The organism is Sinomicrobium halophytocola (assembly GCF_052983395.1).
Map to the genome: position 1 here is coordinate 34978 of NZ_JBRKIT010000024.1, position 21440 is coordinate 56417.

The following is a 21440-nucleotide window of genomic DNA, read 5'->3' on the forward strand; positions in this document are numbered from 1 at the left end:
CACAACTGTGTATGCGGCAAACATATTTGGTTAAGCGGTCAACTTAACCCGTTTAGCGGCTAAAGGAAATGGTTTAGCTGCTAAACCAACTACTTCCGGTGTCAAAGGGATTGCTTTAATGGCTGTTTTTTTGAGCTTGTAATGAGAAATACCTACGCCAAAACCAGGCGCCCCTCCCGACCCTGATGGTTATTGGGAGACACTTGTTTATAGAGGTTTGGCAAAAGATCACAAATCAAAATCAATGCGTCACTGTGATTTCGATGGATATCGGGAGCGGCAGTCGCCTGGCGGGTTTGCGCTTGCCATTGGAGATTACTGCTTGGCCTCCATGAGATTGCGAACCCAGCTTATACCAGGGTTCGCAATGACGTTTTTAGCTTATACTGAACTCACGTTAAGTTAATGAGTTTATAGACATAGCCTGAATAACTTATTAACTCAATAACCCGGTAACCTAATAACCCAACCTTTTCCCCAATTGCTATTCCTTCAGGGCATCGTAAATAACCTGTTGTATATTGGTACGGGTGTTGAGTTTGTAGAGCCTGGTGTTTTCCCTGGTAGGCAATACCCGGTTGGACAGGAATACATAAAGAATTCCTTTTTCCGGGTCCATCCACACCATGGTCCCGGTAAACCCGGTATGTCCGAAGCTGCTTTTGCCGGCATCTGCAGCGGTATTCCCGTCTGCGCCCTTGCTTTCGAGATACGGCTTGTCAAAGCCGAGTCCCCTGTGGTTCTTATTTTCCGGGAACTGGGCCCTGGTAAATTCACGGAACGTGCTTTCCTCAATATAACGGTCACCTCCGTAGGTACCCATATTCAGGTACATCTGCATGAGTTTGGCCAGGTCGTTGGCATTGGCAAAGAGCCCGGCATTCGAGGAAACACCTCCCATCATCGCCGCTCCTTCATCGTGTACCGTACCGTGTATGGGCAGGTGACGGAATTCGTAATCGTGTTCCGTGGGAACAATGCGTTCTTCCGGGAATTTGGAAAGCGGATTATAGGTCAGGGTGGTTGCCCCGAGTTTTTGGTATAACTCCCTGTCCAGATAGGTGAGGAAGGGTGTTTTACTCATGTTTTTCACCATCTCCGGCATGAGATAGAACACCAGTCCGGAGTACAGGTACTCTTTTTTCCCGGTAAGCGGTGATTTTTTGATGGCCTTGTATATTTTTGTCCTGTAGTTGCGGTGCAGCCACATATGATCTGTGATCCTGACAGGAAACCGGGAAGAAGAATCTTTTTTTATCGTACGCCATTTATAGCTCCCGTTTTTCCGCAGCGTATTTTTCCAGTAGGCGATCCAGGGGGTAAGCCCGGCCTGGTGTGTAAGGATCTCCCGGAACGAAAGGTCCCCTTTGTCGGAATTTTTGAAATAGGGGAGATAATCCCCCAGGCTTTTGTCGACATCAAATTTTCCCTGGTCGTAAAATTGCATGAGTGCAGGCAGGGAAGAGGATATCTTTGTTACGGAAGCAAGGTCGTACAAATCCGTTTTCCGGACGGCAAGAGTATCCCTGTAATCCTGAAAACCATAAGCCTTATACAGTACTACTTTACCGTCTTTGGCAATGAAAACCTGCCCGCCCGGGATAGCCTTATTGTCCATGGCCTCCTGCATGAGAGAATCGACTTTTTCGTTGAGGAATTCCGAATCCATTCCCACCTCTTCCGGAAGGGTATATTTGAACCGGATACCCCCCTTGGTCTCCATACCGAAGCCGATGGGAAACTTGTTGCCGATACGTACGGGAAGTTTACCGCCGGCGCCAAAAGCCCCGAAAATAAGTTGCGCGCTGAGCTCTTCCGTGAGTTTACTGTCCTGGTAAGCTACGATAAGTCCGCCGGCATGTTCAATTCCCGCTATTTTGTCCAGGACATACGGGTTTTTAAAGGAGGCGATAATGCTGTTTTTACTACTGATACCTTCCAGGAACGCTAGCACAGCTTCCGGGAAACCGACCTGGTTTTTCGGAAGCCTTCCCTGGTCGTGAATACCTATAATAATTAAATTGTAATCGTCGAGTTGTTCTTTGAGTTTTTCAATGGCTGCGGAAGACGCATCACGGGGAAGGCGGAAGTGATCGACCGCGGTATACAGTGCGAGGGTTTTCTGAAATACGGTTTCTTCGGAAGCGCCTATGGACACCGAAGCTATTTTGAGTTTTTCCAGTTCGGATACCGGGAGGATATTCTCGTCGTTTTTAAGTACGGTAAGTGAGGCCTCCACCAGTTTCCGGTTGAGTAACCGGGCATGGGGGGTGTTGAGGTCCTGTACGATATTTTTACTTTCCATGGGCCGGTAGTCCGACAGTTTTGCCCACTGTTTGGCAGCGAGGACCTTGCGGACTTTGGCATTGATATCCTCCATACGGATCATTCCTTTTTGTACGGCCTTCCGGATCTCGAAAATGGCCTTTTCCACATCTTCCGATAATTCCAGGATATCGTTCCCGGCCATCAGGGCATCCCGGTCTACGATTCCGGGAGCATTTCCTTTGGTCACTCCTTTCATCCCCATGGCATCGGTAATGATGAGCCCTTCGAAGCCGAGTTCCCCCTGTAACAGGGAAGTGGCGATTTTACGGGACAGGGTAGCGGGTTTTCCGGTGGTATCCAGGACAGGGATATTGAGGTGGGCAACCATGACCCCGTTAATGCCTGCCTTTATGAGTTCTTTAAAGGGATAGATCTCCAGGGTATCCATACGGGTCCTGGAGTGATTCAGGACCGGCAGATCGTGATGGGAATCTACATTGGTATCCCCGTGTCCCGGAAAGTGTTTGGCAGTGGTGAGCAGTCCGCTGTCCTGCATTCCCTTCATATAGGCAATGACCTTGGCGGTGACGTTCTTTTTATCTTCCCCGAAGGACCTGGCATTTATAACGGGATTATCGGGATTGTTATTAATATCCGCAACCGGTGCAAAGTTGATATGCAGCCCGGAGCGTTTTATCTGCCCGGCGATTTCCTTTCCCATCTCATATATCAGTTCATTGTCCTGTATGGCCCCCAAAGCCATCTGGAACGGGTAACTGACGGTACTGTCCAGGCGCATGCCCAGGCCCCATTCCGCGTCAATAGCGCCCAATAGCGGTATTTCGGAAGCATGTTGAAATTCGTTCATCAGTTGCACCTGTTTTTCCGGGTTGCCCTGGAAAAAGACCACTCCGCCTATTTGGTGTTTTTTAATGAGGGCCAGTATGTCCTGTTTGTGTTTTTCCTCTTTGTTGGAATAGGCCCGTACCATTAATAATTGTCCTATTTTTTCGTCTAAGTCCAGGGTGTTCATGATCGAATCCACCCATTTACTGTGTGTATATTCAAGGAATTCCGGTTTTTGAACAGGAACTTTCTGGGCATTTGACCGTGCTCCCGTAAGGAGCAGCAGGATAAGCGGGAGCATGTATTTTATTTTCATCGTCTTGTGTGCTATTGTCGTATTCAGGTCTTCTGTAGGGGGGAAAGGGATCATAAATGCAGGAATTTTTTATAAATATTATAGAGTATGGCTTTTTCTGGCCCGTTTAAAGAATCGTTTACATTTTGTTGTATATAATGGATCTTAAAGGCTTTGCGGGCGGACTTCGGATCTGAGATGTCATAGCCTATGATCTTCAGGGCTTCCTGTTCATTAAAAACCGGAAGCGGATTGTCCTGTGGGGTCGTAACGGGCGGCGCGGTTTCCTTTAGCCGGATCGTATCTTTTTCAACGATAAGCTCCTTGGTTATCGTGTTCCGGATATCCAGGGTGTCGTCGTACCAGATACCGAACCCGTTGTCCGCAAGTTCTTTCCAGGGAAAGAATATACTGGGGTCGTTCTTACGGGCAGGGGCAATGTCCGCATGCCCCAGGAAGTTCTCCGAAGGAATGTTGTATTTCTCTTTGAGGACTTTCAGGAGGGAAATAAGACTGTCTATCTGTGCTTGCGGAAAGGGTTCCAAACCATTGTTGTCGAGTTCTATACCCAGCGAACCCGAATTGATATCACTGTTGCTTCCCCATTTCCCGGCGCCGGCATGCCATCCGCGGAAATAATCGTTGAGCATCTGGTAAACCGTACCGTTTTTGGCAATGACATAATGGGAGCTGACCGAGGTCCGGGGAAGGGTAAAAGTGCGAAGGGTCTGTTCTACGGAATCCTGTGCCGTGTGGTGAATAACGACGTAATTGGGTTTTCGCATGTTGTAATTGGTAGTGCCTACCCAGTGTAATTGCGGCTGGGTTTTCTGTTTCCCGGAAGGGGATTGCAGAAGTGTTTTCGCATACCTTCGGGCCTGCTTTTTGTAAAAACGGTCGGTAGCGGCATAAGGGTTGGGACTACAGGAAATTACACCGCCGAGGATAAGCAGTAGTATGATCAGGGGTTTAATCGGATGGGCTGACATAAGGTTTTGTTTTTTAATTATTTAGCACATGATAAAATTCGACCCGGGTGGATTTCCCTCTCCCGATAATCCCGATCACGATAATTATCGTGATGAAGGGAGGAGCCCTGAAAAAGGACAAAAAATGAAAAATCTGTTTAACTGAACAACATTGTCCTTTAGGCGCCCTGCACTGATCCCGATAAATCCGCATAAAACAAATTTTGTCATGTATTAAATTTTAATTCTATAGCTATTGTTCTACTTTGAGGTTATAAGCATGTGCTTCTCTTTATCTTTGAAATTCAGTCCTTCTTTGCCGATGATGCGCTTCGTACGGAGATAACGATTGTAATTGTACTCGTCAAACTCCGGAGAACTTTTATCCACCGAACTGATACGAACATCCCCCATGGAATGGATGAATTTATTGTTGCCTATCCACATGCCCACGTGTATGATCCGCTCGGGCTTGCCATCTTTTGCCGGGACACCGAAAAACAGCAGGTCGCCCGGTAGCAGTTTTTCAAAATCCCCGGAGTCATCTATGGGAACACCGGTGTGTACCTGTTGGGAGGCATCGCGTGGAAGTATCATCCCGTTGAGGTAATATATGGTTTTGGTAAATCCGCTGCAATCCACTCCCTTTGTTGAAGTTCCGCCCCACAAATAGGGGAGTCCCATCAAACGTTTTGCTGTTTTAACCAGGTTGGTACTGTCGGCATGAAGCGATTGCAGCCAATCCGTATACGGTACGGCATCGGCCTTTTTGAGATATGCTGTTTTCCGGTCGGGATATTGTACTTTGTAATACTCCGGTGTTTCGTCCAGGTATTCCAGTATACTTCCGGCAACGAGATCGGAAACGGGAGTTGCCGTGGTTTCCGGTCCGGTATACGATGTTCCGTATACGCCCCGGTAGATAATTTTTGACGAATTGTCCCACGCGGTGAAAGCAGCATTGTTTTTTGGTTCCAGGCCTCCTTTATCTACCCATGCCAGGTACTTGTCCGGGGTTTGTATATAATACCAATCGTTTCTTTCTTTAAGAATAGTAACCGGGGTTCCCAATGTGGCCTGGGTAACCATTTCGGCAGCGTGTGAAGGCTTTGCCCGGAGATTAGCCACGGATATTCTGATGATACCTTTGCTGTTTGCAGAGGGTGCGGGCAATAGGGTTATACTGTCCGTATAGGTTATATTATTTTGTTCCAATCCGGCCTTTAACGCCTTCAGGGCATCGGGAAGGTTGGTTTCGCCTTTCAGTACGTACATATCCGCCTCTTTTTTTGCAGTAATATCAAATAGGGCGACTCTCTTGTCGGGAGCAAATTCGTTTTTGGTATCCAGTATGCTCTTTTCTACAAATTCGGTTTCCCCAGATCGGGAATTCTCCGTGCAGGAAGTCGTGAAAAGTACACATAAGGCTAATACGGCAACTATATTTTTCATCTTGTCCGGTTAAAATTAAAAGACAGCAAACGTAGCCCGGCAATGGTTATCAGGGCATTCACAAGTAGTATTTCAAATCCGAATTTATATCCTCCGAACCATTTTCCGGCATTTATATCCAGGATGACGGCAATAACAGGAGATGCTATGCAAACCCAGGGAACAAATTTATCACGGACCTGATGTTTGGAAAAAATACCGTAAACAAACAGCCCCAGCAGGGGGCCATAGGTAAATCCGGCAACTTTAAAAACGGCGTTAACTACACTGCTGTCATTAAAACTGTTAAAGATAAGAATTACACAAAACATCAACACGGTAAACAGGATATGTACGAACAGCCGGGTTTTTTCCGGGTTTTTTCTTTTGTTGTTGATGTCGAGAATATCAATACAGAAAGATGTGGTCAAAGCCGTCAGCGCGGAATCGGCGCTGGAAAACGCCGCGGCTACAATACCGATCAAAAAGACGATTGCCGCCACGGTTCCGAAATGATTGAGGGCCAGCATCGGGTAAAGATCGTCGGTCCTGCCGGGGATGGCAATGTGATGTGCATCCGCATATTCGTACAGCAGGACCCCCAGGACCAGGAAGAGCAAGGTAGCCAGGAAGAACGTAAGGGCAAACCAGAAAATATTCTTCCTGGCCTCTTTTTCGTTTTTACAAGTCAGGTTTTTCTGCATTACATTCTGGTCCAGGCCGTTCATGGCTATAGTTATAAAAATACCGGCGAGGAAATTTTTAAAAAAATAGGTGCCGGAGGACCACTCCCAGTCAAATATCCTGGACATAGGCGTGTTTTTTACTTTATCGATAAGGAGGGTGGTATTGATATCCAGGTGACGAATAATTACATAAATGCTGATCGTGACGGCGAGCAGTAAAAATGTGGTTTGCAGGGTATCGGTCCATACGATGGTTTTGATGCCGCCTTTCCTGGTGTATAGCCATATTAAAGCAATGGTTACAAAAACCGTTACCCAGAAGGGAATGCCAAAAGCGTTAAAGAAGGCCAGTTGTAATACCAGTGCGGCCAGGAACAGGCGGAAGGAAGCTCCTATGGTCTGGGAAACCAAAAAGAAGGAGGCCCCGGTATAATACGATTTGTGACCGAACCTGGTTTGGAGATATTCGTAGATGGAAGTGAGGTTCATTTTATAAAAGAGGGGAATGAGGATATATGCTATAATGGCATATCCCACCATGTTCCCCATGACGAATTGCAGGTAGGTCCAGCCGCTGTTACCTACTTCCCCGGGAACGGATATAAAGGTAACTCCGGACAAGGAAGCCCCTACCATACCATAAGCGACCAGGTACCACGGAGATTGCTTGTTGGCGGTAAAAAAAGCCCGGTTGTCCGCTGTTCCGGATGTCAGGTGACCGATGACCATCAGGAGGATAAAATAAATAGCAATAACACCAAAAACTACTGCCGGTCCCATATTAGTTATGTACTGTTTTAGTAAAGAATTTGCTTTGATTTCCCGATCTGTCCACGGCGGTTATTCCTATCTTGTGCAACTTGTTCCCATGCTCCGATAATTTTTTTAAAGCATGTCTTCTGTCGGGCCCGGTTAAGATCGAATGTTGCCAGTTTTCATTTTGATACTGATAGTATACTACCCATTTAAAGATATCATTTTCATCGGAATGTGTCCAGGATGCGGAAATAGTATCTCCTTTATCCGATAAATCAATAACGGGTTGGCCCGGCGGCGTATTGTCCAGCCAGGGACTGGCCGGGACCAGGGCCTTGTTTTTATAGGGACCGTTCATAAGGGCTTCGGTTACGGTGTCGTATTTCATAAGCGGGGCTACGTTCCAGTGTATGACACCTTTACTTTGCGGTACCATACCCCTGGTGATCATGACCTGGTTTACCACTTCATCCGCATTGGCAATACCTCCGCCGAGGTCGTCTTTTATGCCCGGCCACAGGTGTTTGTTATAGGTGTTCTCTCCCTGCCACCATCCCAGGAGTTCCGGGAAACTTTGTCCTGCTTTGTTTATGCTCCAGTACAACTGGGGCGAAAAATAATCGATCCATCCCTTGTTGAGCCACAGCCTGGCATCGGCGAACAGCTTGTCGAACTGATCGTAACCGGATACGGACTCCGGGTGTCCGGGTCTCCATATTCCGAAGGGGCTTAAACCGAATTTGACAAATGGTTTTTCTTGTTTGATCGCACCGTATACCCTTTTTATGAACCGGTTGACATTTTCCCTCCTCCAGTCATTACGGGATAATTTGCCACCGGATTCCCGGTATTGCCGCCAGCTTACATCATCCGGAAAATCTTTTCCGTTATGGTAAGAGTCGTAAGGGTAGAAATAATCGTCAAAATGAATACCGTCTACATCATATCTTTTAACGATATCCATAACCACGGCCAGGGAGTGCTCCTGGGTCCCTTTTAACCCGGGGTCCATCCACCACATGCCGTTGTCGAGCTCCACGACGAGTTCTTTATCGGTACGAATGATAGATTTATCGCTGATAACGTCACCCTGGGTATGATGAGCCCTGTACGGATTTAACCAGGCGTGTAACTCTAACCCTCTTTTATGGGCTTCCTTTATCCAGAATTCAAGCGGATCGTAAAATGGGTAGGGGGCTTCGCCTTGCTTGCCTGTCAGGTAGTAAGACCAGGGCTCCAGGGAGCTGTTATACAAAGCGTCGGCCTGTGGGCGTACCTGGAAAATAACGGCATTAAAATGATGTTGTTCCAGGAAGTCCAGGAGTTTTATGGCTTCCTGTTTTTGGATATCTACAGGCAGTCCGGGTTCACCGGGCCAGTTTATATTGGCCACGGTAGCGATCCAGGCGGCCCGGAACTCTTCTGTATTATATGGGGTTTCCGGGTCCCATTTTGCCTTACCGGCTTTATTGGTATATATGGATGTTAAACCGGAATGACACCCGGTGATGAGGATGCCAAGCAGTGCTATGAAGTATATCCGTACGGATTTTCTTTTTGCCATTTTTTAAATGATGGGATAACGATTAAATTTCAAAGTTTAGCACATGACAAAATTCAATTCCGCAGGATTTTGCTCGATTTTTGACCCCGGCCATTTCGACTGTCCCGATATTTATCGGGATCAATGCACCGCCTAAAAGGAGAAATCGAGGAAAATCGGGTTCCCCTGCCTGCCGGCAGGCAGGCTTTAGGGCTGGGGTAAAACTGATTTTCCGACAAATAGTGCCAGAATCTAATTTTGTCATATACTAAGATTTCAAAGGTAAAGAAAGAGATTCTTTGAGAGCATTCTCAAAGAATCTCAAACAACAACTAACTAAAATCACCAACCCGGGTTTTGTGTCAACTGATATCCCTGTTCCTGGTACAGATTGATCTGATCCAACGGAATAGGGTCCAGGTACACTCTCGGGTCGTCAAATATTCTCTGGGATTCGGAAGCAGGGGCCGGTATGATATAACCTTCGGTACCTTCCGTAAGTACCATATTGTCCAGGTTGGCATCGGGATAATCACTCTTTCTTATCCACGCGCCCCTGTTGATCTCAGAATTGTCTGTCATATCCGCGTATTCCAGTTTTTTCCATCGTTTAAGATCGTCCAGCCGGAATCCTTCCATCATGAGTTCTATACGGCGCTCCCGTCTTATTTCCCAAAGTATCGGAGATACGTCAGTATCCCTGTCGGGGTCGTCATAGGTTACGCCATTGGCGGACGGTTGATCGCCGTTAAGTTGTAAATGGGGCATGTCTGTTCCGGGCCTGTCACGTAAAACGTTTATCGATTTGTCAATATCGGCCTGGCTCAGGCTACCACCTCCCACGGAAGCTAATTCGGCAGCGGCTTCCGCGTAATTCATAAGTACCTCACCGAACCGGATCACGGGTGCGTCGGTCGGATTTAAATTGGAACTCCCCACTGGATCATCTTTGATCTCTTCATTTAGGAATTTATGAGTGGCTATACCTGTTGTGGAATGATTGAAAGCAATGCCGTTCAGACGAAGTTCGGTAGAAACCAGTGTCTCATAGATACGCCCGTCCCTGTCCGTCATTACATTTTCAATACCCTGATCTCCCTGGTAAAGCGGGGATACGGAGATGGGAAGCCCGTCGCTGCACAGGTAAGTATCCACCGCGTTTTTGGAAATCCCGCTCTGGGGCTCTTTATTGTTATAACTATTGAGAGCATGTGTAAGCATACCTTCCTCGTACTCCCGGTATAAGATAACCTCGGGATTGGATGACAGGCTGAGGGAGTTAAAAACCTCCCTGTAATTTCCCAAAGTGTAATTCCCCGAGTTTATTACCTGTTCGGCTGCCCATTTGGCGGCTTCCAGGTATTCAGCTGCTTTTTCACTATTGTTTTCATGGTATTTTTGCCATGTGCCTTCAAAAAGGAACACCCTCGACATAAAGGCCAGGACAACATCCCTGTTCACTTCCAGGCCTTCGTTATCTACCGAGGCCCTTACATTTTCCGCAGCGAAGTTAAAGTCTTCGAGTACATGGTCCATAACAACAACACGACTGTCTCTGGGCTTGTAGAGCATGTCGTTATCATCTTCGGTTAATTCCGCATCGAAATACGGAACGTCCCCGAAAGCTTTAACCAGGTCGTGATATTCCAGGGCGCGGAAAAAGCGACCGATCCCGGTCCAGTGATTAATAGCTTCTTCTTCCATAGGGACGGTTTGTACCCGGTCTATAAATATATTGGCTTTTCGTACCCATTCGAAACTCCAGTCGTCGTCGGAAGTAGGAACCTGCTGGGGAAACAGGGAAGGATTGGAGGGACCAAAATCATCGTTCAGGGCCTGGCCCGAAAAATATTTTCCCCAGGTATAACCGGACCCGTACCCGGTAAAATATGCCGTATAGAAACCAAATGCAAATGTCCTGACATTTCCCTCATTCGTCCAGTAGGTTTCGTCTACCAGCTGATCTTTCGGGGGCACTTCTAAAAAATCTTTGTCACAACCTGTTAACAGGAGGGAACACAACGTTACCGTTAAAATATAATATACCTTTTTCATTGTTTTCGTTTTTGCGGTTACAGGGAAACTTGGAGTCCGAAAGAGAAAGACCTTCGGTAAGGATAAACCCTTCCGAATGTGGAGGTGTCATCTAAGCCTGCCGTTGTATAATCCACTTCGGGGTCTACAGGGATCTGTACCGGGGTGAATTCAAACAGGTTTTCCCCGCTGAAATAAAGCCTGCACCTGGAGATCTTCAGCTTGCTTGTTACGGATTCGGGCAATGTATATCCGAAGGTGATGTTCTTCATTCTCAGATAGGCCATATTCAGCAAGTACCTGGTCTGCGGATGAAAATTCATCGCTTTGTTGGATTGTGACTGGTCATTGGGCCTCGGGTAATATGCATCCGGGTTTTCGGGTGTCCAGTAATCCAGTTGATGGTCATACCAGCCTTCGCCGTAGCGGAATCCCGGAATGAAGACAGGACCGTTGGCCCAGAAATCTCTTTTGCCTACGCCCTGCATGAAAATATTCAGGTCAAAACCTTTCCAGTCCGCTCCCAGTTGAATACTGTACTGATAGCGGGGAGTGGAGTTCCCTATTACTTTCATATCGCCGGAGTCCCCAACTGTTTCGGATCCGAAATCAATAACGCCGTCGCCGTTAAGATCTTTGAACTTAACATCTCCGGGACCGTATTTGAACCAACCGTAATTCCCTTCGAGAAGACTTTGATCCGCTACACCTTCCGCATAACTTCCGTCCGCATTAAAATCGGCTTCGGTAAAGAAGCCATCTGTTTCATATCCCCATATCTCCCCGAGGTATTTGCCTTCGTAGTTCGAGTTTATTCCCCGGATCGTATTGGCGTATTTGGTGACCTTTTCTTTGTAATCGGTAAGGGCAACCGTAGCATTGATATTCAGATCATTTTTAAACTGGTGCCTGAAATCCAGGGTAATTTCCCATCCGTCGGTTTGCAGCTCTCCGTAATTTCTTACCGGGGAAGCCGTACCAAAAGTCGAGGGCAGGGTAACACCGGGACTGTGCATATCGCTTACCGTACGCCGGTACCAGTCAAAAACCAATCCGAGTTTATTGTCGAAAAACCTGGCATCCAAACCAAAATCGAGCGTGGTTATGGTTTCCCAGGTGAGTGATGAAGGGAGTGCGCCGGGGGTACCTACCGTGGCCTGGTTGTTCGAATCTATCAACCAGCCGGAATTGGAAGGAGACATAACCCGGTAAATGTTGTACAAATACGTATTCTGATTTCCGATAGAACCATAAGATCCTCTCAGTTTAAAAAAGGACAACGTGCTTTTAACCGGTTGCATGAAATTTTCTTCGGAAAGTACATAGCCCAGGGAAGCAGAAGGGAAAAAAGCCCATTTTTCATCCGAAGATAACCTGGAAGAACCGTCGTATCTCGAATTTAGCTCCACCAGGAATTTATTTTTATACGAATAGTTCACCCGTCCGAAAAATCCGAGAGTCGACCATTTGTCCCGCTCACCGTCAACAAACTGATCCCCGGTAGCCAGGTCCAGTTCTCCCTGTTCCGGATTCAGGAGATTTCTTCGTTGCGAGTAATGGAACCAGTATTCGTATTCCTCCATATCTCCTCCTGCGGTTATTTTGAACTGGTGATCATCCAGGTCAATGTCGTAGGTCCCGAATGCTTTTGCAGTATTTCTGCGGCTCCATTCCGAGTTATATTGTACCCGGTCATAGGAAGGACTGCTGTAAGGGACATATGAAAAATCGGCGCCCTGAGCCCAGAAATTATAAGCGTAGAGTGTTCCCCCGACCTGGTGCTCGTGCTCTTCGACACGGTCATGGGTGAAATCGAAATTCAAGGACAGGTTGTCGATAGGGGTAAGGGTTGTACCGAGATTTAATCGGGATAAGGAATAATTATTTTCATTCATATTGGCCTGTTCCACTTCCGATATATGGTTGCGGAACGGCTTGCCGTCCACGGTTCCGTACGGATAAAAGGCAGGCCACCGGGTAGTATAATACCAGGCGTCATAGGTATTGGAACCGAATTTGAAAGGTTCTGTAGTTTTGGAATTGGTGTGTAAGATCTTGGCCCGGACATCGGCCCAGTCGGTAACGGTGGTATTTAAACTCAGGTTTACATTGTACCTTTCATATTTATCGGGATTGGTTTTGTATACGCCCCCTTGATTTAAATATCCCAGTCCCAGGTAATAATTGGTGCGTTCGCTACCACCTGCAACGGAGATATCGTGTTTTTGCTGTAGTGCCCATTTGTCCACGAATAATTTTCTGGGGTCCCACGACCGGTAAAAGAAAAGTCTCCCGTCGCGTATTTCATAATCCCTGCCTTCAACCATTTCCATACCGAGGTCCTGGCCGGAATACAGTTCGTCCCATTCCCTCATCTTATCTATGGCCACCTGGTCTATGTACATTCCTACAATACCAAATGCGTCTAAAGAAGGAATTCTTCTTTGTACGGCTGCAAAGGCCATTTCGGCCCCTTCTGCTGCCGGGGCTATTTTAGGGGTATTGGTAGGGGTGGCCCAGGAAAAGTTGTTGGAATAGGAGACTGTCGGGGCCGAATTGCGCTTACCTTTCTTGGTGGTGATGAGAATAACCCCCCAGGCTCCACGGGCCCCGTAAATAGAGGTTGAAGCCGCGTCTTTAAGTATGGAGATATCTTCGATGTCTTCGGGATTGATGGTTTGAAGGCTGGGAATCTCCACATTATCCACCAATATAAGCGGTTGGGCACCACCTGGTGTTCCCAGGGTGCCTGTGGAACCTCTTAACGTTATTTTCGGATCCTGGCCTATTTGTCCGCTGGACGAGGTTATGGTTAAACCGGGAGAAACCCCCTGAAGTCCTCTTCCCACATCCGTAATAGGCCTGGATTCCAGTACTTTTGAGTCTATGGTAGCTACGGCCCCGGTTAAGTTTTTCTTTTTCTGAGTACCGTAACCGACCACGACTACTTCATCAAGACTTTCTATATCTGTCCGGAGCGCTATGGAAAATGATGTTTTATCTCCGACTTCCACCTCCTGTGTGATAAAACCCAGGGAGGAAATAACCAGGATTGTATGCTCTTTCTGTGGAATATCTAAGGTGAACAGCCCGTCGAAATCGCTTACCGTACCCGTTGAAGTACCCTTTACCACAATACTTGCTCCCGGTAAAGGCGTTCCTTCTTCATCCTTTACATCACCCGAAATCGTTTTGTTTTGGGCATGTAAAGATGCGGAGAACAAGCAAAACAGGAATAAAAATATCCTTTTGAAATGCTTCATAATTTGATTGTTTAAAAGTTAGTTATTTAGTTTAATGTCAATTATTGCTGCAAATTACTGCAATATAAAGTGCATGCTCTTGGTGAGTGAGCCCTTGTTGTATGTGTTATATTTGCTATTTTAACAGTATAACAGGTTATATTTAGTTGTTTTGTCTATTATATTAAGTTTTTTCTATTTCCAAATGTATGCAATTATTTGAAATTAATTGCAATGTTTTGCTGTTATATGCAATATTTTTAATTATCTTGGTTTTTTCTTTCTTATATTTGCTGGAATTAGTGGTGTTTTAATCTTTTAAAGAGCATAGGAGAAATGTTAAAAGAAGAGAGGAAGCAGATCATCCTCAATGAGGTCATGGTGCACAACAGGGTGCTGCTTACCGATATAGCCGAACTTGTAAAGGTTTCCATAGATACGGCAAGGAGAGATATAAAGGAATTACACGATGAGAAAAAACTTAAAAAGGTTCACGGAGGAGCAATCTCTTTAGGTTTTTACAACCATAACGTACAGGATAAAAATGTGTATTCCATCGAAAAGAAATTGCAAATAGCCAGGAAGGCCGCGGGACTATTGAAAAGCGGACAGGTAGTTTTGCTAAGCGGCGGAACGACCAATATGGAACTGGCCCGGGTTTTGCCACCCGGACTTGCCATAACCTGTTTTACACCAAGTCTTGGGGTAGCAAATCAATTACTGGCAAAACAAAACGTGGAAGTGATTTTTATAGGCGGAAAATTATCCAAAGATTCGCAGATTACCGTAGGGGGTACCGCGATAAATATGCTTTCGGAAATAAAAGTGGATGTCTGTTTCCTGGGGACCAATTCCATTGATTCGGGACAGGGACTTACGGAATTTGACTGGGAGATTGTACAGATGAAGAAGGCTATGATCAAGGCGTCCAAAAAAATTGTGGCCCCGGTGATTTCCGAGAAATTAAATACGGTACAGCGGTATAAAATATGCAATATAGAAGAAGTGGATGTCCTTATAACCGAACTGGACCCCGAAGACAGGACACTGGAAAGTTTCCGCGATAAAAATATAGTAGTGCTTTGATCCCCGGATTTTAGTACATGACAAAGATCGGTTTTGCACAATTTGATCGGAAAATCAGTTTAACCCCTCCTGATAATTATCGGGACTTTCGGGAGAGGAATTATCTAAATTCAATTTTTGTCATGTATAAGTCCCCGGATATTGGTTTTTTCCGGAAGAAAAGGAATTTTAACGGGTACATGAAAATAACGGAGTCCTCTTCAACTTTCATGTCCGCCAGCTAAATAACGGCCCCCTCGTTTCTTATTTAATGATTAACAATACGCTTTAATTGCTCAATACCTATGTCCAAATACACAAAAATTACGGAAAAGCCCTCTCCTTATACGGAGTTGGAACAGATGGAAACAGCTTCTATCCTGGAGAACATAAACAAAGAAGATGAGAAAGTGGCGAAATCCGTTCGCGCGGTCATCCCACAGGTTACAAAATTAGTTGATGAACTGGCCCTGAGGTTTATGGATGGCGGACGTTTGTTTTATATTGGTGCCGGGACCAGTGGCAGGTTAGGGGTCCTGGATGCTTCTGAAATTCCGCCTACCTACGGCATACCGCATGACAGGGTGATAGGGATTATTGCTGGTGGGGATAAAGCTATCCGGAAAGCGGTGGAATATGCCGAAGATGATATGGCACAGGCATGGAAAGACCTTAAAGAATATGACATAAACGAAAAGGATACCGTAGTGGGCATTGCCGCTTCGGGGACAACACCTTATGTATTGGGGGGTATCAGAGACGCCAGGGCAAACGGCATTTTAACCGCCGGTGTAACGAATAATCCCGGTTCTCCTTTGTCCGCCGCTGCGGATATCCCGATCGAAGTGAATGTTGGCCCTGAATTCGTAACCGGAAGTACGCGAATGAAAAGCGGGACCTCCCAGAAACTGGTATTAAATATGATCAGTACGGCTTTAATGATAAGGATCGGAAGGGTAAAGGGCAATAAGATGGTGAATATGCAGCTCAATAATGTAAAGCTGGTAGATCGTGGCGTGCGCTTTTTAGCAGAAGAACTGAAACTGGAATACAAACAGGCCGAAGCATTACTGAAAAAATATGGCTCGGTTAAAAAAGCCATGGATGCCTACGGAAATAAGAAGGGTTGATTGTTAAGTTGAAGGTTTAAACCCTGTAATTCTATTACAGCTACTTTAGTTTCTATAAACTTATACTTTGTTCAGTTATTAAGTTAATAGGTTATTGGGTTATTAAGTTGTTGGGTAATTGAGTGTTGACTAAATGACCGAGTAACCCAATAACTATGGAAATTTCCCGGGCTGGACAGGCAGGATTGCCACTATCTAACCTCTGGACTTGAAGTCCAGAGTGGTTTAGTTTTGTGAAACTCTGCGAAATCTCTGTGAGTCTCTGTGAAACAGCTGTTGCACAAACGTGCCGGCCGATAGGCGTATCTAATTATAATACTTACTATTCCAGACCATTCCGTTAAAGTTCTTGCCGAGGGCAAAAGCGTAAAACAAGGTAATGCCGCAAATGGATTTCAGGACAAAGAAATACAGCATCCAGAAATGGGAAGCATCCGGGTGCGGAGTAAACAACTTTAAGGGGATCATGGCGGTTACTGCGAGGCTTATAACGGCAATAAGCAAAAAGAGGTTGAGCAGGTTTTTAAACGGAAGCATCAACCATTTTCGTAACGGGTGGAGGTCATTGCCCCATTGGTGTACCAGGTAAAAATAGTCGTTACCGAGAGGGGCAAAGAGCAGGGGATCGTCTGCATTCTCCAGGCGGAACAAACCTGCAGGGGCGACGATCTTAAAACTGCGGAATTCGGTCTGATGCTGTTTTTCCAATCGTTTGATCTCTGATAAAGCTTCCCGGGGAAACTCACCCTTGAAATATTTCGTATCCAGGAAACGAAGCCTGTAATCGGTACAGATCTTTTTGATATGAGAAATATGATATATCCGCTCCGTATCCACTTGCGAAATTTGCCAGTGGTTGATCCCCGGAGTACCTTCATTTAAAATTCCGGCTATACGGATATCCCTTAGGTTGTCCTCTTCCAGGATTCTCGCCACTTGTTGCAGCATATCGGGAACCCGGGGCGACCGGTCACGGCATCTCTTTAATTTATCTTTTATGTTGACCCTGGGTAACAGCATTTTTTTGAAGAAATGAATGTTATTTCAAAAGTAAGGAAAATGATAAGAACCGTCAAATGAAATGGGTACGGATTTATTGGTCTCAATTTGTGGTTTAATCCCTGCTCCCGATCCCGATAATTATCAAGATTATCGGGATAATTTCGGCGACTTTAGTTTCTGTAATTTTTTTTGCTCTGCACTTTGGTTATCAGGTAGTTGGCTTATTACGTATTATATGTTATTATAAATAATACCGTCCAAAAATTTGCGCAACTAAATAATTGCGCATATATTTGCAATCAAATGGTTTCATAATGAAGACAAGACGAGATATTTTTCAGGCAATAGCCGACCCGACAAGGCGGGCGATTATTGCGCTTATCGCTTTACAGGCAATGACACCAAACGCCATTGCTAAACACTTTGACACTACCCGGCAAGCGGTGTCCAAGCACTTACAAATTTTAACGGAGTGCGAATTGGTAATACAAAAACAACAAGGTAGAGAAATCTACTACCAACTTGAAGTAGACAAAATGAAAGAAATTGACAAATGGCTAAACCAATTCAGGAAGATCTGGGAAACCCGTTTCAATCAACTTGACGAAGTATTATCAACGATTAAAAACAAGAAAAAATGAACAGCAACTTAAAATTTGATTTTACGGTCAACAAAGAAAACAACACCGTAAATGTAAAACGTGAATTTAACGCAGGCCTTGAATTGGTTTGGGAAGCATGGACAAACCCTGAAATTCTTGACCAATGGTGGGCACCGAAGCCATATAAAACCAAAACCAGGTCCATGGATTTTCGCGAGGGTGGAATGTGGCTTTATGCAATGGTAAGTCCGAAAGACGAAATGCATTGGTGTAGGGCAGATTACGAAAAAATTGAACATCAAAAAAGTTATTCATACACGGACAATTTTTGTGATGAGAACGGAAATGTGAGTGAAAAATTTCCTAATTCATTCTGGACAAATGTTTTTAGCGAAAACGCGGAAATAACAAGTTTAAACATTACCATTCAATACGAAAGTCTGGAAGCGCTTGAAAGAGTAATTGAAGTCGGATTTAAAGAGGGCTTTACTATGGCTATGCAAAATCTTGACCAATACATTGAAACAAAATTCAAGCTTCGCAGACAAAACAAGACAAGCAACAAAGCAAGAGTTTGCACTTATTTGAATTTTGACGGAAAAACAGAAGAGGCATTTTTGTTTTACAAGAGCGTTTTCAAAACAGAGTTTCTGGGAAAAGGTATAGAACGTTTTGGAGACATTCCGGCAAGTGCAGGGCATCCGCCTGTGGCCGAAGAAATAAAGAAAATGGTAATACACGTTGAGTTGCCGATCACAGGAACCCATGTTTTAATGGGGACAGACGCACCAAAAGAAATGGGCTTTACACTAACCAAAGGAAACAATATGCATATCTGCATCGAACCGGAAACAAGAGAAGAGGCAGACAGATTGTTTAATGAACTTTCGGCAGGCGGTAATGTTACAATGCCAATGGCAGATATGTTTTTCGGCGCGTACTTCGGAGAGTTTTCCGATAAATACGGAATTAACTGGATGATAAATTTTCAAAACAAAGAATAAAACAAACAACTTAAGACGAGTTCAAAATGAGAAAAGCCAAAAGCAATCAAAAAAATTAAACGAGTTCCGTATTAAAAAAGGTGGCCTGTTCAGGACCACCTTTTATATATCAACGGTAAAAATACCGATCTTCAATCTAATGATTTTCGGAGAGTATGCCGGAATTAAGCCAGGTCAAAACGGTCCAGGTTCATCACTTTGTCCCAGGCTGCTATAAAGTCCTTGACAAACTTGTCTTTGGCATCGGCACAACCGTAAACTTCGGCTACGGCCCTTAATTCGGAATTGGAACCGAAAATAAGATCGGCCCGTGTTCCTGTCCATTTCAGTTCTCCTGTTTTACGGTCCCTGCCTTCGAATACTTCCGTATTGTCCGGTGAAACCGGTTTCCATTCCGTACTCATGTCCAGCAGGTTTGTAAAGAAATCGTTGGTGAGCGTTTCCGGGTTGTTTGTGAAAACACCGTACTTGGAGTGGTCGTAATTGGTATTGAGCACACGCAATCCGCCGATGAGAACGGTCAGTTCCGGGGCAGTAAGCGTTAACAATTGTGCTTTATCTATCAGCAATTCTTCCGTAGATACGGCAAATTTTGTCTTCCTGTAATTCCGGAAACCATCTGCCGCCGGTTCCAGGTATTCGAACGCTTCCACATCGGTCTGCTCTGCGGAGGCATCCATACGGCCGGGAGTGAAAGGAACTGTTAACGTATAGCCGGCATCTTTAGCCGCTTTTTCCACGCCTGTACAACCTGCAAGTACGATGAGGTCGGCGAGGGAGACTTTTTTATTGCCGGATTGGGCGCTGTTGAAATCGTTCTGTATACCTTCGAGTATATTCAGTATGATGGACAGTCGTGCCGGGTTGTTTACTTCCCAGTCCTTTTGCGGCGCAAGACGGATACGGGCCCCGTTGGCGCCTCCTCTTTTGTCGGAACCGCGGAAGGTGGAAGCCGAAGCCCAGGCGGTAGATACCAGTTGGGATACGGACAGTCCGGCATCAAGTATTTTCGATTTCAGGGCTGCGATGTCCTGTTCGTCGATCAGTTCGTGATCTACATCCGGAATGGGGTCCTGCCATATCAGTTCTTCTTCGGGAACTTCGGGCCCCAGGTAACGTTCTTTTGGCCCCATATCGCGATGTGTAAGTTTGTACCACGCACGTGCGAAAGCATCTGCGAATTCATCCGGGTTTTCGTAGAAACGTCTTGAAATTTTTTCATATTCCGGATCAACACGCAGGGACAAATCCGTCGTTAACATAGTGGGACGGTGTTTTTTGGTCGGATCGAAAGCATCGGGTATGGTAGCTTCCGCATTTTTGGCGACCCATTGTTTGGCACCTGCGGGACTTCTTTCCAGCTCCCATTCAAATTTGAAAAGATTATCAAAGAAAAGATTGCTCCATTGTGTGGGAGTTTGTGTCCAGGTTACTTCCGGTCCGCCGGTAATGGCATCCGGGCCTTTACCGGTACCGAAACTGTTTTTCCATCCGAATCCTTGTTCTTCTATCGGTGCGGCTTCCGGTTCCGGACCTACATATTCGCCGGGATTGGCTGCACCGTGTGTTTTTCCGAAACTGTGTCCGCCAGCGATCAGTGCTACGGTTTCCTCGTCGTTCATGGCCATCCGTTTAAAGGTTTCGCGGATATCCACAGCTGCCGATAGGGGATCACCGTTTCCGTTGGGCCCTTCGGGGTCTACATAAATCAGTCCCATTACTACCGCGGCCAGCGGATCTTCCAGGTCCCGTTTTCCGGAATAGCGCTTGTCATCCAGCCAGGTAGTTTCGGAGCCCCAATAAACATCCATTTCCGGTTCCCATACATCTTCGCGTCCCCCGGCAAAACCAAAAGTCTTAAATCCCATCGATTCCAGGGCTACGTTACCGGTAAGTACGATCAGGTCGGCCCATGAGATCTTTTTACCGTATTTCTGTTTGATAGGCCATAGTAACCTGCGTGCTTTATCAAGACTGGCATTGTCCGGCCAGCTGTTCAGGGGGGCAAAACGTTGCTGTCCCCCGCCGGCGCCGCCACGGCCATCTCCTATACGATATGTACCTGCACTGTGCCAGGCCATACGGATAAACAAACCTCCGTAATGACCGAAATCTGCCGGCCACCAATCCTGCGAATCGGTCATTAGCTGGTGCAGATCGTTTTTTACTGCGGCCAGGTCCAGACTTTTGAATGCTTCGGCATAATTAAAATCTTTGTCCATGGGATCGGAAAGCGAAGAATTCTGACGAAGGATATTTACTTTTAACTGATTTGGCCACCAGTCCCGGTTACTGGTACCGCCACCTGCTGCTTGTTTTGGAGCACCCCCCATAAACGGGCACTTACTCATGTCGTTTGAGTTGTTTTCCATTTTTATTGTTTTTGTTGCATTATACGTAAGTTAATTTGCTTAAAATTACTAAAAAAACTGCCCTAACTCAATTCCTGGAATAAAATATTACAATAATAAAATCGATTTTAATTATAGTTAACGGTTTTGTTATTGTAAATAACTATGCACTTCACGCAGAATAAGGAAACTATCAGTTTTGCCCTTTGAAGTGAAA

The 21440-nt window shown here is 45.7% G+C and carries 14 protein-coding genes; 4 read left to right on the plus strand and 10 right to left on the minus strand.

Going from position 1 to position 21440, the window contains the following annotated elements; genetic code table 11:
• Nucleotides 1–484: 484 nt before the first annotated feature.
• The 8 genes from ACVBDY_RS08010 to ACVBDY_RS08045 all read right to left on the minus strand — a co-directional run bounded on the left by ACVBDY_RS08010 (nt 485) and on the right by ACVBDY_RS08045 (nt 14090).
• Nucleotides 485–3484, minus strand: coding sequence for a serine hydrolase domain-containing protein (locus ACVBDY_RS08010; RefSeq protein ID WP_447174946.1), 3000 nt, complete (start codon nt 3482–3484; stop codon nt 485–487).
• Nucleotides 3481–4398, minus strand: coding sequence for an N-acetylmuramoyl-L-alanine amidase (locus ACVBDY_RS08015; protein WP_447174947.1), 918 nt, complete (start codon nt 4396–4398; stop codon nt 3481–3483). Before ACVBDY_RS08015 ends, ACVBDY_RS08010 begins: the two co-directional genes overlap by 4 nt.
• A gap of 240 nt (nt 4399–4638) precedes the next feature.
• A complete protein-coding gene (locus ACVBDY_RS08020; RefSeq protein WP_447174948.1) occupies nt 4639–5829 on the minus strand; it encodes a C40 family peptidase in 1191 nt (396 codons plus the stop codon).
• On the minus strand, nt 5826–7274 hold the full coding sequence (locus ACVBDY_RS08025) for a sodium:solute symporter (RefSeq protein ID WP_447174949.1): 1449 nt from the start codon (nt 7272–7274) through the stop codon (nt 5826–5828). Before ACVBDY_RS08025 ends, ACVBDY_RS08020 begins: the two co-directional genes overlap by 4 nt.
• A 1-nt stretch (nt 7275) precedes the next feature.
• Entirely contained in the window at nt 7276–8814 is a 1539-nt protein-coding gene (locus tag ACVBDY_RS08030) for a glycoside hydrolase family 10-like protein (RefSeq protein ID WP_447174950.1), read from the minus strand.
• A gap of 22 nt (nt 8815–8836) precedes the next feature.
• Nucleotides 8837–9058, minus strand: coding sequence for a hypothetical protein (locus tag ACVBDY_RS08035; RefSeq protein ID WP_447174951.1), 222 nt, complete (start codon nt 9056–9058; stop codon nt 8837–8839).
• Between the two features lie 77 nt (nt 9059–9135).
• Complete coding sequence (locus ACVBDY_RS08040) at nt 9136–10848, minus strand: RagB/SusD family nutrient uptake outer membrane protein (RefSeq protein ID WP_447174952.1); 1713 nt, start codon at nt 10846–10848, stop codon at nt 9136–9138.
• A 17-nt stretch (nt 10849–10865) separates the two neighbouring features.
• Nucleotides 10866–14090 (minus strand): SusC/RagA family TonB-linked outer membrane protein, encoded by a 3225-nt coding sequence (locus ACVBDY_RS08045; protein ID WP_447174953.1) that lies wholly within the window; start codon nt 14088–14090, stop codon nt 10866–10868.
• A gap of 315 nt (nt 14091–14405) precedes the next feature.
• Between ACVBDY_RS08045 and ACVBDY_RS08050 the strand changes: the two genes are divergently transcribed.
• Nucleotides 14406–15155, plus strand: coding sequence for a DeoR/GlpR family DNA-binding transcription regulator (locus ACVBDY_RS08050; protein WP_447174954.1), 750 nt, complete (start codon nt 14406–14408; stop codon nt 15153–15155).
• A 284-nt stretch (nt 15156–15439) separates the two neighbouring features.
• Nucleotides 15440–16264, plus strand: coding sequence for an N-acetylmuramic acid 6-phosphate etherase (locus ACVBDY_RS08055; RefSeq protein ID WP_447174955.1), 825 nt, complete (start codon nt 15440–15442; stop codon nt 16262–16264).
• A gap of 306 nt (nt 16265–16570) precedes the next feature.
• Here ACVBDY_RS08055 and ACVBDY_RS08060 read toward each other — a convergent pair whose 3' ends face one another.
• Nucleotides 16571–17284 carry a hypothetical protein gene (locus ACVBDY_RS08060; protein ID WP_447174956.1) on the minus strand — a complete coding sequence of 238 codons (714 nt, stop codon included), beginning with the start codon at nt 17282–17284 and terminating at the stop codon, nt 16571–16573.
• A 296-nt stretch (nt 17285–17580) separates the two neighbouring features.
• Between ACVBDY_RS08060 and ACVBDY_RS08065 the strand changes: the two genes are divergently transcribed.
• Complete coding sequence (locus ACVBDY_RS08065; protein WP_447174957.1) at nt 17581–17907, plus strand: ArsR/SmtB family transcription factor; 327 nt, start codon at nt 17581–17583, stop codon at nt 17905–17907.
• On the plus strand, nt 17904–18872 hold the full coding sequence (locus tag ACVBDY_RS08070) for an SRPBCC domain-containing protein (RefSeq protein ID WP_447174958.1): 969 nt from the start codon (nt 17904–17906) through the stop codon (nt 18870–18872). Before ACVBDY_RS08065 ends, ACVBDY_RS08070 begins: the two co-directional genes overlap by 4 nt.
• Before the next feature lie 164 nt (nt 18873–19036).
• On the opposite strand, the gene katG is transcribed toward ACVBDY_RS08070, so the two are convergent.
• Entirely contained in the window at nt 19037–21244 is a 2208-nt protein-coding gene (katG, locus tag ACVBDY_RS08075) for a catalase/peroxidase HPI (RefSeq protein ID WP_447174959.1), read from the minus strand.
• Between the last annotated feature and the right edge of the window lie 196 nt (nt 21245–21440).

Excerpts from the sequence above, each read along its gene's own strand:
- ACVBDY_RS08055 (WP_447174955.1), top strand. The coding sequence starts at position 15,440 with ATGTCCAAATACACAAAAATTACGGAAAAGCCCTCTCCTTATACGGAG.
- ACVBDY_RS08045 (WP_447174953.1), bottom strand. The coding sequence starts at position 14,090 with ATGAAGCATTTCAAAAGGATATTTTTATTCCTGTTTTGCTTGTTCTCC.
- ACVBDY_RS08010 (WP_447174946.1), bottom strand. The coding sequence starts at position 3,484 with ATGATCCCTTTCCCCCCTACAGAAGACCTGAATACGACAATAGCACAC.
- ACVBDY_RS08065 (WP_447174957.1), top strand. The coding sequence starts at position 17,581 with ATGAAGACAAGACGAGATATTTTTCAGGCAATAGCCGACCCGACAAGG.
- ACVBDY_RS08050 (WP_447174954.1), top strand. The coding sequence starts at position 14,406 with ATGTTAAAAGAAGAGAGGAAGCAGATCATCCTCAATGAGGTCATGGTG.
- ACVBDY_RS08030 (WP_447174950.1), bottom strand. The coding sequence starts at position 8,814 with ATGGCAAAAAGAAAATCCGTACGGATATACTTCATAGCACTGCTTGGC.
- katG (WP_447174959.1), bottom strand. The coding sequence starts at position 21,244 with ATGGAAAACAACTCAAACGACATGAGTAAGTGCCCGTTTATGGGGGGT.
- ACVBDY_RS08015 (WP_447174947.1), bottom strand. The coding sequence starts at position 4,398 with ATGTCAGCCCATCCGATTAAACCCCTGATCATACTACTGCTTATCCTC.
- ACVBDY_RS08025 (WP_447174949.1), bottom strand. The coding sequence starts at position 7,274 with ATGGGACCGGCAGTAGTTTTTGGTGTTATTGCTATTTATTTTATCCTC.
- ACVBDY_RS08060 (WP_447174956.1), bottom strand. The coding sequence starts at position 17,284 with ATGCTGTTACCCAGGGTCAACATAAAAGATAAATTAAAGAGATGCCGT.
- ACVBDY_RS08035 (WP_447174951.1), bottom strand. The coding sequence starts at position 9,058 with ATGACAAAATTAGATTCTGGCACTATTTGTCGGAAAATCAGTTTTACC.
- ACVBDY_RS08040 (WP_447174952.1), bottom strand. The coding sequence starts at position 10,848 with ATGAAAAAGGTATATTATATTTTAACGGTAACGTTGTGTTCCCTCCTG.
- ACVBDY_RS08020 (WP_447174948.1), bottom strand. The coding sequence starts at position 5,829 with ATGAAAAATATAGTTGCCGTATTAGCCTTATGTGTACTTTTCACGACT.
- ACVBDY_RS08070 (WP_447174958.1), top strand. The coding sequence starts at position 17,904 with ATGAACAGCAACTTAAAATTTGATTTTACGGTCAACAAAGAAAACAAC.